This window comes from Pseudomonas sp. CC11G, from assembly GCF_056174845.1.
On record NZ_JBWBZC010000008.1, the window covers coordinates 116,574 to 131,239 of the forward strand.

Annotated in this window: 14 protein-coding genes; 7 read left to right on the top strand and 7 right to left on the bottom strand. The window is 60.7% G+C overall.

What is annotated here, in order from left to right; genetic code table 11:
- Nucleotides 1–46 precede the first annotated feature (46 nt).
- The 5 genes from AC0V2S_RS12555 to AC0V2S_RS12575 form a co-directional block, all read right to left on the bottom strand.
- Nucleotides 47–322: a DUF2790 domain-containing protein gene (locus AC0V2S_RS12555; protein WP_475510024.1), complete on the bottom strand. Its 276-nt coding sequence runs from the start codon at nucleotides 320–322 to the stop codon at nucleotides 47–49.
- A gap of 244 nt (nucleotides 323–566) precedes the next feature.
- The gene (locus AC0V2S_RS12560; RefSeq protein ID WP_475510025.1) at nucleotides 567–2,396 is read right to left on the bottom strand and encodes an ABC transporter ATP-binding protein; all 1,830 of its coding nucleotides are present in this window, start codon (nucleotides 2,394–2,396) and stop codon (nucleotides 567–569) included.
- A 48-nt stretch (nucleotides 2,397–2,444) separates the two neighbouring features.
- Nucleotides 2,445–2,999, bottom strand: a complete 555-nt coding sequence (locus AC0V2S_RS12565; protein ID WP_475510026.1) for a peptidylprolyl isomerase — start codon at nucleotides 2,997–2,999, stop codon at nucleotides 2,445–2,447.
- Nucleotides 3,000–3,041: 42 nt separating this feature from the next.
- Complete coding sequence (locus tag AC0V2S_RS12570) at nucleotides 3,042–3,854, bottom strand: alpha/beta fold hydrolase (protein ID WP_475510027.1); 813 nt, start codon at nucleotides 3,852–3,854, stop codon at nucleotides 3,042–3,044.
- Nucleotides 3,855–3,878: 24 nt separating this feature from the next.
- Nucleotides 3,879–4,805: a LysR family transcriptional regulator gene (locus AC0V2S_RS12575; RefSeq protein ID WP_475510028.1), complete on the bottom strand. Its 927-nt coding sequence runs from the start codon at nucleotides 4,803–4,805 to the stop codon at nucleotides 3,879–3,881.
- 48 nt (nucleotides 4,806–4,853) lie between these two features.
- Here AC0V2S_RS12575 and AC0V2S_RS12580 point away from each other — a divergent pair, with 48 nt between their 5' ends.
- The 5 genes from AC0V2S_RS12580 to AC0V2S_RS12600 all read left to right on the top strand — a co-directional run bounded on the left by AC0V2S_RS12580 (nucleotide 4,854) and on the right by AC0V2S_RS12600 (nucleotide 9,886).
- On the top strand, nucleotides 4,854–5,189 hold the full coding sequence (locus AC0V2S_RS12580; protein ID WP_475510029.1) for a 3-phosphoglycerate kinase: 336 nt from the start codon (nucleotides 4,854–4,856) through the stop codon (nucleotides 5,187–5,189).
- Nucleotides 5,190–5,322: 133 nt separating this feature from the next.
- Nucleotides 5,323–5,922 carry an FMN-dependent NADH-azoreductase gene (locus AC0V2S_RS12585; protein WP_475510030.1) on the top strand — a complete coding sequence of 200 codons (600 nt, stop codon included), beginning with the start codon at nucleotides 5,323–5,325 and terminating at the stop codon, nucleotides 5,920–5,922.
- Nucleotides 5,923–6,389: 467 nt separating this feature from the next.
- On the top strand, nucleotides 6,390–7,055 hold the full coding sequence (locus AC0V2S_RS12590; RefSeq protein ID WP_475510031.1) for a GntR family transcriptional regulator: 666 nt from the start codon (nucleotides 6,390–6,392) through the stop codon (nucleotides 7,053–7,055).
- 74 nt (nucleotides 7,056–7,129) lie between these two features.
- Nucleotides 7,130–8,236, top strand: coding sequence for a polyamine ABC transporter substrate-binding protein (locus tag AC0V2S_RS12595; protein ID WP_475510032.1), 1,107 nt, complete (start codon nucleotides 7,130–7,132; stop codon nucleotides 8,234–8,236).
- Between the two features lie 39 nt (nucleotides 8,237–8,275).
- Nucleotides 8,276–9,886: a gamma-glutamyltransferase family protein gene (locus AC0V2S_RS12600; RefSeq protein ID WP_475510033.1), complete on the top strand. Its 1,611-nt coding sequence runs from the start codon at nucleotides 8,276–8,278 to the stop codon at nucleotides 9,884–9,886.
- 169 nt (nucleotides 9,887–10,055) lie between these two features.
- Here the strand turns inward: AC0V2S_RS12600 and glpD are convergent, their stop codons facing one another.
- A complete protein-coding gene (gene glpD, locus AC0V2S_RS12605) occupies nucleotides 10,056–11,582 on the bottom strand; it encodes a glycerol-3-phosphate dehydrogenase (protein ID WP_475510034.1) in 1,527 nt (508 codons plus the stop codon).
- Between the two features lie 137 nt (nucleotides 11,583–11,719).
- Complete coding sequence (locus AC0V2S_RS12610) at nucleotides 11,720–12,478, bottom strand: DeoR/GlpR family DNA-binding transcription regulator (RefSeq protein WP_475510035.1); 759 nt, start codon at nucleotides 12,476–12,478, stop codon at nucleotides 11,720–11,722.
- A gap of 131 nt (nucleotides 12,479–12,609) precedes the next feature.
- Here AC0V2S_RS12610 and ybaK point away from each other — a divergent pair, with 131 nt between their 5' ends.
- Together ybaK and glpK are read left to right on the top strand one after the other, a co-directional pair.
- On the top strand, nucleotides 12,610–13,080 hold the full coding sequence (ybaK, locus tag AC0V2S_RS12615) for a Cys-tRNA(Pro) deacylase (protein WP_475510036.1): 471 nt from the start codon (nucleotides 12,610–12,612) through the stop codon (nucleotides 13,078–13,080).
- A gap of 54 nt (nucleotides 13,081–13,134) precedes the next feature.
- The gene (glpK, locus tag AC0V2S_RS12620; protein ID WP_475510037.1) at nucleotides 13,135–14,622 is read left to right on the top strand and encodes a glycerol kinase GlpK; all 1,488 of its coding nucleotides are present in this window, start codon (nucleotides 13,135–13,137) and stop codon (nucleotides 14,620–14,622) included.
- Nucleotides 14,623–14,666 lie beyond the last annotated feature (44 nt).

Consider the following 14,666-nt stretch of genomic DNA (forward strand, 5'->3'; position numbering starts at 1 on the left):
CCTTCGCTCGCTCTTTTAGCAGTAAGAGCGAGCAATGACGCGGCCTCTAGCTGTGGTCATCAGCGCCGCCGAGCTCCAGGTATTTAACTTTCTGCACCTGGCCGTGGCTGTCTTCGTAAACCATGGTCACCGGCACTACACCTGCGACATTGGACACGTCGGTCATCGACAGCACTTTCTTCACGTCCAGTTGCATGCCGTATTGGTACTCGACGGCTGGAATGTTGGCGCCGGCTTTGGCGGTGTTGGGCTGCGAGGTTTGCGCAAACACGAACGGGGTGGCGGCAAGCAGAGCAAAGGCGGCGATGGCAAGGGGTTTCATGATGGCGGTCTCAATAGCGGTGGAGATGGTGCTATCTGACCAGTTGCGGCGGCTTAGGAGAAATCAATGCTGGTTGTAGTGCAGATCACTGATATCGATATTGTTAGCAGGCTATCTAATTATACGGCCGTAGGATGGGTAGAGCTGTAAGCGAAACCCATCGATTCGCAAAATGCTGGGTTTCGCTGCGCTCGCCTAGGCGGCCCCACACATCGTGCGGGGCTCGATTGGCCTGCACGGGCAATCAATCAATCCCGACAAACCCACCCGTCTGGTGATGCCACAGCCGCGCATACAACCCTTTCTGCGCCAGCAGTTCCGAATGCGTGCCGCTCTCGGCAATCCTTCCTTTATCCAGCACAACCAAACGGTCCATGCGGGCGATGGTGGAGAGGCGGTGGGCGATGGCGATCACGGTTTTGCCTTGCATGAGGCTGTCGAGGCTTTCCTGAATGGCGGCTTCCACTTCAGAGTCGAGCGCCGAGGTGGCTTCGTCGAGGATCAGGATCGGCGCGTCTTTGAGCAGTACCCGGGCAATAGCGATGCGCTGGCGTTGGCCGCCGGAGAGTTTGACCCCGCGCTCACCCACATGGGCATCGAAACCAAACCGGCCCTGGGCATCCGACAGCTCGGGAATAAACTCGCTGGCTCGCGCTTTACGCACGGCTTCCCAAAGCTCGGCGTCGGTGGCGTCCGGCTTGCCGTATAGCAGGTTGTCGCGGATGGAGCGGTGCAGCAGCGAGGTGTCTTGCGTCACCATGCCGATGCGTTCGCGCAGAGTTTCCTGGGCTACTTCGGCGATGTTCTGGCCATCAATCAGAATCTCGCCACCTTCAATGTCGTACAGGCGCAGCAGCAGGTTCACCAGAGTAGATTTACCGGCGCCGGACGGCCCGATCAGGCCAATCTTCTCGCCGGCGGCAATCTCCAGGTTCAGCCCGCCAATCACGCCACTGCCTTTGCCGTAGTGGAAGTTGACGTTGCGCATGCTCACCGCGCCTTGCGGCACTTGCAGGCGCGGCGCCTGGGCGATGTCGAGCACTTGGCGCGGCTGGGCGATGGTTTGCATGCCGTCTTGCACGGTGCCGATATTTTCGAAAATGCCGGTGACCACCCACATGATCCAGCCGGACATATTGATCAGGCGAATTACCAGGCCCGTGGCCAAGGCAATGGCGCCGACGGTGATCAGCCCCTGGCTCCACAACCACAACGCGAGCCCCGTGGTGCCGACGATCAGCGCGCCGTTCATGGCCGTGATAACCACGTCCATCAGCGTGACCACCCGGCCAGCCATTTGCGTGGTTTCGTTCTGTTCCTTCAAGGCTTCGCGGGCGTAGTTCTGCTCGAAATTGGTGTGGGCGAACAGCTTGAGGGTGGCGATGTTGGTATAGCCGTCAACGATGCGCCCCATCAGTTTGGAGCGCGATTCGGAGGCGATGACCGAGCGTTCTTTTACCCGTGGCACGAAGTACACGAGCGAGGCGATATAGCAGACGATCCACGCCAGCAGCGGCAGCATCAGGCGCCAGTCGGCTTCGGCAAACAGCACCAGGCTGCTGATGGCGTAGATCAGCACATGCCAGAGCGCGTCCACGGCTTGCACAGCCGAGTCGCGCAGGGAGTTGCCGGTTTGCATGATGCGTTGGGCGATGCGCCCGGCGAAGTCGTTCTGGAAAAACCCCAGGCTCTGCTTGAGCACGTAGCTGTGGTTTTGCCAGCGGATCAGGTTGGTCAGGCTGGGGCTGATGGTCTGGTGTACCAGCAGGCCATGCAGACCATTGAACAAGGGCCGCAACAGTAGGGTAACCGCAGCCATCCACAGCAAGGCGGTGCTGTGCTGGTGGAAGAATTCGGCAGGGGGCGTGCTTTGCGCCCAGTCGACGATATCGCCGAGAAAACTGAACAACGCCACTTCGATCAGCGCGACGATCAGGCCGATCACCATCAGGGCGACGAAGCTGGGCCAGGCCTGGCGCAGGAAGTACAAGTAGAAGCGCCATACATCGGTGGGCGGCGCTTCGCTGGGAGCAGGGCGGAAGATATCAATCAGTTGTTCAAAACGGCGATACATTGCGTTGCTCTCTCTGTGCAGCAATGGCCCATCCATGGGCCATCTGGATTACAGGCGCTTGGCGGACAGAATCAGCACGGGCGTATTCGGCACATCGCTCATGCCGGCATAACGGCCGGTCGGCACCTGGGAAATCTTGTCGACGATATCCATGCCTTTCACCACCTTGCCGAATACGGCGTAGCCGAAGTCGCGGCCGCCGTGGTCGAGGAAGGCGTTGTCTTTCTGGTTGATAAAGAACTGGCTGGTGGCCGAATCGACCACGCCGGTACGGGCCATGGCCAGGGTGCCGCGCACGTTATGCAGGCCATTGTCGGCTTCGTTTTTGATCGGCGAGGCGGTGTTCTTCTGGCGCATATCGGTGTCGAAACCACCGCCTTGAACCATGAAACCCGGGATTACTCGGTGAAAAATGGTTTTGCTGTAGAAGCCTTTATCCACGTAGGCGAGGAAGTTGGCGGTGCTGATCGGCGCTTTGGCGTCTTCCAGTTCGATCTCGATTTCGCCGAGGCTGGTGGTGAGTAGAACGTGGGTGTTCTCTGCAGCGAACAAGTGGCCGGCAAACAGCACGGAGCAGGCGAAGAGGGTGGCTTTCTTGAACATGGGGGCAGACCTTGTTGGGGATATTTGTGTTGTTGTTTGGCGTTATTTCGGTTGCTGTTCGACTTCGGCAAGGAAGGCGAGTAGCGCCGTATTAAAGAACTCGGGTTGATCCATCGGTGTGGCGTGGCGGGAGTCTTCCACCACCAGCAAGCGGGCGTTGGGCAGTTCGTTTACGTAGGCCTGTTTGGCGGCCACCGGGGTGTAATCGTGGTCGGCCGTCACTACCAGCGTAGGACAGGTAATGCGCGCCAGTCGTTCCCGCACGCCCCAGCCAATAATGGCGTCGAGGCTGGCGAGATAAGCGCGTTTGTCGTTCATGGGCCAGCGCCGTTCCACCTTCAGGCGCAACTCCACCTGCTCGGGTTTGGGGAACAGCAAACGGCCTAGTTTCTTGCCGATAACTTCCAGGCTCACCAGGCGCGAGATGACCCAGCGCTGCGCCACCATCAGCGCATCTTTCGGTCGTTTCACTTTCACTTCGGGGCTGCTGTTGACGATGGTCAGACTTTTCAGCAACTGCGGGTAATCCACCGCCACCTGAAAACCGATCATGCCGCCCATGGAAATGCCCACCAGGTGCACCGGCGGCAGATTCAGGTGTTCGATCAGCGCCGCCACGTCTTCGGCAAAGCCGGCAATGCTGTATTTCTCGTTCGGCTTGTCCGAGCGCCCGTGGCCGCGCACATCCAGGCTGATGACCCGGTAATGCTTGCTGAGCACCGGCACCTGGTACTCCCAGTCCAGAGTGCTGGAACCCAAGCCGTGCACCAGAATCAGCGGCGATCCGGTTCCATGCTCTTTGAAACCGTAAGCCTCATAGTGAAGCTGGCATTCATCGTGGTCGAAATACGGCATGGGAGCCTCCTGGCGAGTGTCGTATCAGCCGTGCATGGCGGGGGCGGCGAAGGGTGCATCCAGCGGCGCGGCGTCGAAGTTGCGCAGCAGCTCGATAAGAATCTGCGTGGCCGGGCCCAGGGGTTTGTCCTTGTTCGTATAAAGGAAGAAGGTCGGGTGCCGGCTACCGCCGCGGTCCAGCGGCAATTCCTTGAGCACACCGTCGCGCAATTCACGTTCGATCAGGTGCCGCGGCAGCCAGGCAAAGCCCAGGCCGCTGGCCACGAAGGTGGCGGCGGTGGCTAGGCTGCCGAGGGTCCAGCGCTGCTCGGCGCCGAGCCAGCCGACGTCGCGCGGCTGCTGGCGGCCGGAGTCGCGAATCACCACCTGCATATGGGATTCAAGGTCGTGAAAAGTGAGTTCGCGGTGCAGACGGTGTAGGGCGTGTTCCGGGTGGGCGACGGCCACAAACTCGACCGGGTTCATTTCCGAGCCGAGAAAACCGGGCACGTTGAAGCCGCAGATGGCCAGGTCAGCGATGCCGTCTTTCAACACTTCTTCCACCCCCGACAACACCTCTTCACGCAAACGCACCCGGCAACCCCGGCTCTGCGGCATAAACGCGGTGAGCGCACGCACCAGGCGGGCGGTGGGGTAGGCGGCGTCTACTACCAAACGCACTTCGGCTTCCCAGCCTTGTTCCATATGGTGGGCGAGGTCTTCGAGCTGGCTGGCGTTTTTTACCAGTTGCCGCGAGCGGCGCAGCAGCACATCGCCGGCTTCGGTGAGCACGGCTTTGCGCCCGTCAATCCGCAGCAGCGGCACGCCAAGCTGCTCCTGCATGCGCGCCACGGTGTAGCTCACCGACGACTGCGAACGGTGCAAGGCTTCGGCCGCCTGGGCGAAGCCGCCGTGGTCGACCACCGCTTGCAGGGTTCGCCACTGATCCAGGGTTACCCGGGGCGCTTTCATCCTCGCTTCCTCTTGGCCTAAGCTGTGCTCCCTGTTGGAGACCAGCTGATGAATAAAAATAAGATGTTGTGCTTGGCCTTTGCCGCGCTGCCTTTCGCTGTATTGCCCCTGAGCGCGCAGGCTTTTCCCATCGAACTGGAAAAGACCCTGAATGGCGCTGAGGTTTCCGCTTCAACCCAGGAGGTCGACTTCAATATGGGGGCGGTGCAGTTGGTCAACTACGGCCAGAAAGCAGCGGAATGCAAAGCGGTGTTCCGCAACGGGCCGGAAGCGCCACGTACCCGTAAAGTCACCCTGCAGCCGGGTAAAGATGCATTACTCACCGGCCGTTTCACCTCTCAGGTGATCAAGATGCGCATCAAGGTCACGTGTAATCCTGTCTGAGTTTGAAGCCTAGAGTTTGCTTAGGGATAAATCAAATTAATAGATGGGTTGCAGCGGTTTTTTACGCTTTTTAATCAATATCTGTGGCCGTAGTCTTACTCCATCGAATGACAACGCAGATGGAGTCAGCCCCATGTCCCAGGTTTTGGTTATTGAAAGCAGCGCCCGCAAACAGGGTTCGGTATCCCGCGAACTCACCGCGCAATTTATCGCCCAGTGGCAGGCCGCTCACCCCGCCGACACCATTACCGTCCGCGACCTCGCCGTTGAGCAAGTGCCGCACCTGGACATGGACCTGCTCGGCGGCTGGATGACCCCGGCCGACAAGCAGAGCGACGCCGAAAAAGCCGCATTGGCGCGCTCCAATACCCTGACCAATGAACTGCTGGCCGCCGACGTGCTGGTGCTGGCCGCGCCCATGTACAACTTCACCATTCCAAGCACCCTGAAATCGTGGCTCGACCACGTGCTGCGGGCTGGCGTCACCTTCAAATACACCGACACCGGCCCACAAGGTCTGCTCACCGGCAAGCGCGCGTTTGTGCTGACTTCTCGCGGTGGCATCTATGCCGGCAGCACGGCCGATCACCAGGAACCCTACCTGCGTCAGGCGCTGGGGTTTGTCGGGATTCATGAAGTGAGTTTTATCCACGCCGAAGGGTTGAACCTGGGTGGCGAATTTATGGAAAAAGGCTTGAATCAGGCTAAGGCGCAGTTGGCGCAGGTGGCTTGACGGTTTTAACGGTGCGCTTCTTTAGATAGAGCCAAACCACTGGTTTGTTGCTCCTCCCTTCACACTCCTGCTCCTGGGTGTATCGGCCCGGTGGATTCCCCAATCTGCCGGGTTTTTTTTGCGCGTTGAATCTGCGTTTGCCTCAACCCTCTCCCCTAGCCCCTCTCCCGCAAGCGGGAGAGGGGAACTCAATCGCGTTCTTTCCGGCTAACTCGGTTTGCCCCCTCTGCCCGCTTGCGGGAGAGGGCTGGGGAGAGGGTTTAACTTTCGCAAAGTGTGCGCGGAGGTAACGAACCCGCACCGAGATGTGGCGATCCGTGCCTGTTTGATCTCCATCGCCACTAGCTCGATCTCTAACTAAATCCTTTAAAAACAATCGGATAAGTACTTTTAGTCACCCCTGGCCCACATCTTGCTAATTTGCATCTATGGATAATTGGATCCAAAAAGCCAAGAGATAGCCCCGCATGCACCTGGTCCCCACCTACGCGAAACAACCCATGACCGCCGAAGAAGAGGTGTACAGCTTTCTGCTCGATGCCATCTGCAAAGGCCAGTACCGCACCGGCGACCGCCTGATTGCCGAGGAAATCGCCACTGAAGTCGGCATGAGCCGCATGCCGGTGCGCGAGGCGTTTCGGCGCTTGGCGGCGGAAGGCTTGGTGACGTTGCGGCCCAACCGTGGGGCGGTGGTCAGTGGCCTGAATATCGAGGAGATGCACGAGGTCTTCGAAATGCGCAGCGCCTTGGAAGGCCTGGCCTTGCGCGTGGCGGTGCCGAAGATGACCGAGCGCCATTTGAACCGGCTTGAGCGCCTGCTCGATGAAATGGACGAATGCCGGGACGAAAGCGCCGAGTGGGTTAGTCGCCATCGGGTGTTCCACGAATACCTGTGCAGCCTGAGCGAACGCCCGCGGCTGATGCGCCAGATCACCGCGCTCTATTCCGTGATCGAACCCCATATGCGCCTGTGGCTGCAGCACGCGGAAAAGCCCATGAGCGCCCGCGAAGAACACAGCGAAATTCTCGATGCCATTCGCAGCGGCGATGCGGCCACGGCCGAGCGCGTGTTGCGTGACCATATCGAAGGCACCGTGCCCGAGCTGGTGCGGTTTCTTGAAGAAGGAGTCTGAGGCTCCTGAAACGTTGCTTACGGCTCCCCCCATCACCCGGTTTTTCTGTATTACCTCACCAAAGGATATTCAGTATGGGCTCGCGCACTTCCGTTTCACGCACACTGCTGGGCGCGTTCTGCGCACTGGCAATTCTGCCGGCTACCCAGGCGGCGGAGCAGACCATCCGCTTCTACAACTGGTCCGATTACATCGGCCCGGACACCCTCAAGAACTTCGAGAAAGACAGCGGCGTGCCGGTGCAGTACGACGTTTTCGACACCAACGAAATGCTCGAAGCCAAACTGCTCTCCGGCCATTCGGGTTATGACCTAGTGGTGCCTTCCAGCCAGTTTCTGCCCAAACAGATCCGGGCCGGCGCCTACCAGCCGTTGCAGCGTGAATTGCTCACCAACTGGAAGCACCTCGACCCGCGCCTGATGGCCCGTCTGGAAGAAGCCGACCCAGGCAACAAATACGCCGTGCCATATATGTGGGGCACCTTGGGCATTGGTTACAACGTCGAGAAAGTGCGCGCCGCATTAGGTGCCAATGCGCCGGTGGATTCCTGGGCGCTGGTGTTCGACCCGGCCAACCTCGCCAAGCTGAAAAACTGCGGCGTGGCCATGCTCGATGCGCCGGTAAAAATCATTCCGCAAGCCATGCACTACATGGGCATGAACCCCAATAGCACCAACCCGGACGACTACAAAAAAGCCTCGGCGCTGCTGCAGAAACTGCGGCCGTCGGTGACCTATTTCAGCTCGTCGAAATACACCACCGACCTGGCCAACGGCGATATCTGCGTAGCCATCGGTTATTCGGGTGATGTGATGCAAGCGCAAACCCGGGCGAAAGAGGCGGGCAAGAGCGTGGACATCCGGTACGTGATTCCCAAGGAAGGCGCGAACCTGTGGTTTGACATGATCGCCATCCCGAAAGACTCGACCAACGCCAAAAACGCCCATGCGCTGATCAACTACCTGCTGCGCCCGGAAGTGATTGCACCAGTGAGTGACTACGTCGGCTACGCCAACCCCAACAAAGACGCCACCGCGCTGCTCAAGCCCGAAGTGCGCGACAACCCCGGCATCTACCCGAGTGACGAAGTGATTTCCAAGCTGTTCGTGTCGGCCGATCTGCCGCCGGCGATTCAGCGTGTGATCACCCGTGAGTGGACCCGAATCAAGTCCGGTAAGTAAAAAACGGACGTACGTTTTTACCTTGTGTGAGTTCTGCCTATGTTGACGTTTTCTGCCCATGAATACCCCTATCCCTCCCAGCGCCAGAGCGTGTTCGCCCGGCGCGGCATGGTCGCCGCCTCGCAGCCGTTGGCGGCCGAGGCGGGAATTGAAATACTGCGCCAGGGTGGCAACGCCATTGACGCCGCCATCGCTACGGCGGCGGCGCTGACGGTGGTCGAGCCCACTGGTTGCGGCATTGGCGGTGACGCTTTTGCCCTGGTGTGGGTGAAAAACCAATTGCACGGTCTGGATGCCAGCGGCCATGCGCCGCACGCGTTGAGCATCGAGGCCATGCAGGCGGCGGGGCACGAAAAAATGCCGGTGTATGGCTGGGCGCCGGTGACGGTGCCGGGTTGTCCGGCGGCATGGGCAGAATTATCGCGGCGGTTTGGTCGGCTGCCATTTGCAGATTTATTGCAGCCGGCCATCAGCCTGGCGCGCGACGGTTTTCCGGTCTCGCCGGTGGTCGCGCACCAATGGCAGACAGCCCTTGAGGAATACACCCCCGAGCGCCAGCCGGTATTGGAAAGCTGGTTCTCGACCTTTCTGCTCGACGGCGGCGCACCGAAGGCCGGCGAGCTGTTTCGTAACCCGGCGCAGGCTGAAACGTTGGCCGAGTTGGCGGCTACGCAATGCGAAAGCTTTTATCGCGGCAGCATTGCCCAGCGCTTGGCCGCCCATTCGGAAGCCACCGGCGGCTATCTACGGGCCAGTGATCTGGAGAGTTACCGGCCAAAGTGGGTCGATCCGATTAGCGTCAATTATCGGGGCGTCGACGTCTGGGAAATCCCGCCAAGCGGGCAGGGCCTGATTGCCCTGATGACCCTGAAGATTCTCGAAGGCTTCCAGTTCGATCAGCGCGATAGCCAGCTCACTTGGCACCGCCAACTGGAGGCGATGAAACTCGCTTACAGCGACGGCTTGCACCACATCACCGACCCTGAGCATATGCGCGTGGCGGTCGAGCAGTTGCTCAGCCCCGGCTATATCGAAAGCCGCCGCGCGCAAATCGGCGAGCGCGCACAGCCACCGCTGCATGGCGACCCGCACGCCAGCGGCACTGTCTATCTGGCCACGGCGGATGCCGAGGGCAATATGGTGTCGTTTATCCAGAGCTGCTATCACGGCTTCGGCTCGGGCGTAGTGCTGCCCGACAGCGGCATTGCCCTGCAAAACCGCGGCTCGGAATTCAGCCTCGACCCCGGCCATGCCAACAGCCTGGCGCCGGGCAAGAAAACTTTTCACACCATCATTCCTGGCTTCTTGAGCAAAGACGGCGAAGCCCTGGGGCCGTTTGGAGTCATGGGCGGCTATATGCAGCCGCAAGGCCATGTGCAGATGGTGATGAACCTGGTGGATTTCGGCCTTAACCCGCAGGCAGCGCTGGATGCACCGCGCTGGCAGTGGTTGGGGGAGATGAAGGTCGGGATAGAGCAGGGCGCTTCGCGGGATTTGGCATTTGCCTTGGCGCGGCGCGGCCATCAGGTGGAGATTGCCTGTGATCTGACGGATTACGGGCGCGGGCAGATTATTTTGCGTGACCCGAAAACCGGCGTGCTATGCGGCGGGACCGAGCCGCGTGCGGATTCGCATATTGCGGTGTATTGATTGGGAACTGTAGGAGCTAGCATGCTAGCGAACCCTGCAAACATCGGTCGCGAATGTCGTTTCCAGGGTTCGCGACCAAGGTCGCTCCTACAAAATTTCACCGAGGCCATATAAAAAAAGCCCCGCAAAGATGCGGGGCAAGGTCTTGCTAAGCACACACAGATTCGATTTAAGCGGCGTTCGCCCCCTGCGGACTTTCGAGATACGTACTCAACCGCGCCTGCTGCCCCGGCGTCATAAACAGCCCGAGCTTGCTGCGGCGCCAGAGAATATCGGCGGCATCGCCGGCCCATTCTTCGCGGCACAGGTAATCCACTTCACGGGCATACAGCCCGGCGCCCATATGTTCGCCAAGGTCTTCCAGCGAATTGGCGCCTTGCAGAATGTTGAAGCTGCGGCTGCCGTAGGTACTCGCCCAGCGCCGCGCGACTTGGGTTGGCAACCAACCATATTGCCCACACAGCGCTTCCACCAACGCACTGCGGCTGGTCATCTGTTCGCCGCCGGGTAGCGGGGCTTCGGCTGTCCAGCTGCTTTTCATTTGTTTGAAGAACGGTGCCAGGTGGCCCATCGCCGATTCCGCCAGCTTGCGGTAGGTGGTCAGCTTGCCGCCAAACACCGACAGCAACGGCGCCTCGCCCGGCGAAGCAGACAGCGCCAGGGTGTAATCGCGGGTAACCGCCGAAGGGTCGTCGGATTCGTCATCGCACAGCGGCCGTACACCGGAGTAGGTGTGCAGAATGTCGGCCTGGCTGATGCTCTGTTTGAAGTGGGCGTTCACCACGTCCAGCAGGTACTGGGTTTCCTCGGCGGTAATCGCCACCTGCGCCGGGTCGCCCTGGTATTCCCGGTCGGTCGTGCCGATCAGCGTGAAGCGCTCCAGATACGGAATGGCGAACACGATACGGCGGTCTTCGTTCTGCAGGATGTACGCCTGCTCACCGTCGAACAGGCGCGGCACGATGATGTGGCTGCCCTGAATCAAACGGATGCCGTAGGGCGATTTCTGCTGCAAGTCATCTTTGATAAAGCGCGCTACCCACGGGCCGGCGGCGTTCACCAGGGCGTGGGCGCGAATCGAAAAGAGGCTGCCATCGGCCCGTTCCAGGTGCACATGCCACAGGCCTTTGCTGCGCCGGGCGCTCACGCAACGGGTGCGGGTGTGAATATGTGCACCTTGCTCGCGGGCGGCCATGCCGTTGAGCACCACCAGGCGGGCGTCGTCGACCCAGCAATCGGCGTATTCAAAACCGCGGGTGATTTCGGCTTTCAGCGGGCTGCCGGCACCAAAGCGCAGGCTGCGCGAGCCCGCGAGTTGTTTGCGTTTGCCAAGGTGGTCATACAGAAACAGGCCCATGCGAATCATCCACGCCGGGCGCAGGTGCGGGCGGTGAGGCAATACAAAGCGCATGGGTTTGACGATATGCGGCGCCTTGGCCAGCAGCACTTCGCGTTCGGCGAGGGCTTCGCGCACCAGGCGGAATTCGTAATGTTCGAGGTAGCGCAGACCGCCGTGGATCAGCTTGCTGCTGGCCGAGGAGGTGTGTTGCGCCAGGTCGTCTTTTTCGCAAAGGAACACAGAAAGGCCACGGCCCGCCGCGTCTGCGGCAATGCCCACACCGTTGATGCCACCGCCCACCACGGCAACGTCATAGATCTCGGCAAGGGAGCTGCTGGGTTTCTGGGTGGAGGGCATGGCCGGCCTCAAAAGTCGAAAGTGAACGTTTGAATGTTCGTTTCCGAAAATGGTAGCCGAATGTTTTGCCATTGGCCAGCCGGACGACCTGTTCGGTCGCCAAGCGGTCATTTCTTTTTAATGTGTAGGGATAAGCGTCAGACGAGCTTGAGCTGCACTTTATGTTGCGCAAGCAAGCGAGCAAGGGAAGGCGAGGGAGCGCGATCAGTAAACAGCTGGTTCACCAAGCCGATGGAGCCCAGGCGCACCACGGCGTTACGGCCGAACTTGCTGGAGTCGGCCGCCAGCAGCACGTGCCGGGCGTTCTCGATAATGGCCTGAGACACCCGCACTTCCTGGTAATCGAAGTCGAGCAGGCTGCCGTCGTCGTCGATGCCGCTGATGCCCATCAGGGCGAAGTCCACTTTGAACTGCTGAATAAAATCCACGGCAGTCTGGCCAACGATGCCGCCGTCACTGCGCACCGTGCCGCCGGCCACCAACACTTCGAAGTCGGCCTTGTCGCTGAGTTGAGCGGCCACGTGCAGGTTGTTGGTGATCACCTTCAAACCCCGGTGATTGAGCAGGGCGCGGGCGATGGCTTCGGTGGTGGTGCCGATATTGATAAACACAGAGGCGTGGTCCGGCACCTGGGCGGCGATGGCTTCGGCGATGCGCTGCTTCTCGTCGCGCATCAGCCCGGCGCGCATGGTGTAGGCGGTGTTCTGGGTGCTCGAGGCTTCGCTGGCGGCGCCGCCGTGGGTGCGGCGCAGCAGGCCTTGTCCGGCGAGCTGGTTGATATCGCGGCGAATGGTTTGCGGGGTGACGGCAAACGCCTGCGCCAGTTCATCGATACTGACGTAACCGCGTTCGCGGGCGAGGTCGAGAATGTCTTGCTGCCGGGGCGCCAGGGTCATGGGGGCTTCCTTGTTTTGCGCGGCATTATAAGCAGGTTGAGCAGCGAACCGGGCCGGGCGGCGCTGCTCGACTTTTGCCAGGTTCGCCTCTAAGGTACGCGAACTTTGCCAGATAATTTTCACATTCGAACATGACCCCAGCCATCGACTTGTTGAAAAAAGCCCGCGCCGAGCACCGCGTGCTGAGTTACACCCACGACCCCAAGGCGGCTTCCTACGGTTTGGAAGCCGCCGAGAAGTTGGGCCTGGACCCGGCGCGGGTGTTCAAAACCTTGCTGGCGGCCAGTGAAAAAGGCGAGCTATTGGTGGCCGTGGTGCCGGTGGCGGGCACGCTGGACCTCAAGGCGCTGGCCCATGCCGCCGGAGTGAAAAAAGCCGATATGGCCGACCCGGCCGCCGCGCAGCGTTCCACGGGGTACTTGCTCGGCGGCATCAGCCCGCTGGGGCAGAAGAAGCGTCTGCGCACCTTTATTGATGAAAGCGCCAAGCAATTTCCCTCCATTCATGTAAGTGCTGGGCGTCGCGGCCTGGAAGTGGAGCTGGCGGCCGAGGTGCTCGCTTCACATTGCCAAGGCGCCTTCGCCCCGATTGGCCGCGAATAAAACAGCAGGTTCGCCGCTGGCGATGTCATAACCAAAAATAACAAGGAAGCGCAGATGTCCCAGTACCTTCTTGCCATCGACCAAGGCACCACCAGCAGCCGCGCCATCGTATTCAGCGCCCAAGGCTCCCCGGTGGCCCGCGCGCAACAGGAATTCAAACAGTACTTTCCCAAAGACGGCTGGGTGGAGCACGACGGCGAAGACCTGTGGCTCAGCACCCTGAAAGTCTGCCGCGATGCGCTGCGCCAAAGCGGCCTGAACGCCTCGGAAATCGCCGCCATCGGCATCACCAACCAGCGGGAAACGACGTTGGTGTGGGACGCCGCCACCGGCACGCCGATCCACCCGGCTATCGTCTGGCAAGACCGGCGCACCGCCGACTACTGCGCCGGGCTGAAGGACGCCGGCCATGAAGCGACCGTCGCGGCCAAGACCGGCCTGCTGATCGACCCGTATTTCTCCGCCACCAAGTTGCGCTGGATTCTGCACAACGTGCCCGGTGCCCAGGAACGCGCCGAGCGCGGCGAGCTGCGCTTTGGCACCGTCGACAGTTTCCTGCTGTGGCGCCTGACTGGCGGCAAGTCGCACAAAACCGACGCCAGCAACGCCTCGCGCACCATGCTGTTCAACATCCATACCCAGCAATGGGATACCGACCTGCTGGCGTTGTTCGAGATTCCGCAAAGCGTATTGCCCGAGGTGCTCGACTGCGCGGCCGACTTCGGCATCACCGACACCAATTGGTTTGGCGCGAGCATTCCGGTGTTGGGCATGGCCGGCGACCAGCAGGCCGCGCTGGTTGGCCAGGCCTGCTTTGAACCGGGCATGGTGAAAAGCACCTACGGCACCGGCTGCTTCATGATTCAGAACACCGGCAAAACGCCGGTGGTATCGCAAAACCGTCTGCTCACCACCGTGGGTTATCGCCTCAAAGGCGAGGTGACCTATGCCGTGGAAGGCAGCATTTTCGTCGCTGGCGCGGCGGTGCAATGGCTGCGCGATGGCATCAAATTGATCAGCCATGCCCGCGACACCGAAGCGTTGGCCGAGCAGACGGGTGACGCCAGCGGCGTGTTTCTGGTGCCGGCTTTTACCGGCCTGGGCGCGCCGTATTGGGACCCCAAAGCCCGTGGCGCGATCTTCGGCTTAACCCGTGATACCGGTATCAAGGAAATCGTCACCGCCGGCCTGCAATCGGTGTGCTACCAAACCCGCGACCTGCTGGTTGCCATGGGCCAGGACGGCGCGGCTTCGCCCAGCTCGTTGCGGGTGGACGGCGGCATGGTGGAGAACAACTGGGTGATGCAGTTTCTCGCCGATATCCTCGGCGTGCCGGTGGAGCGCCCGGAAATCACCGAAACCACGGCGTTGGGCGTCGCCTACCTGGCGGGCCTGCAAGCCGGTATTTATCCCGATCTGAAATCCATTGCCCAGCACTGGCACCGCCAGCACCTGTTTAGCCCGCGGATGGCCACCGCGCACCGGGAAAAACTCTACGCCGGCTGGCTGGATGCCGTGAAGCGGGTGCGCAGCGAAGGCTAGCCCTGCTTCATGTAGGGCTGTAGCGCTCGAATAAGCGCCGGCTG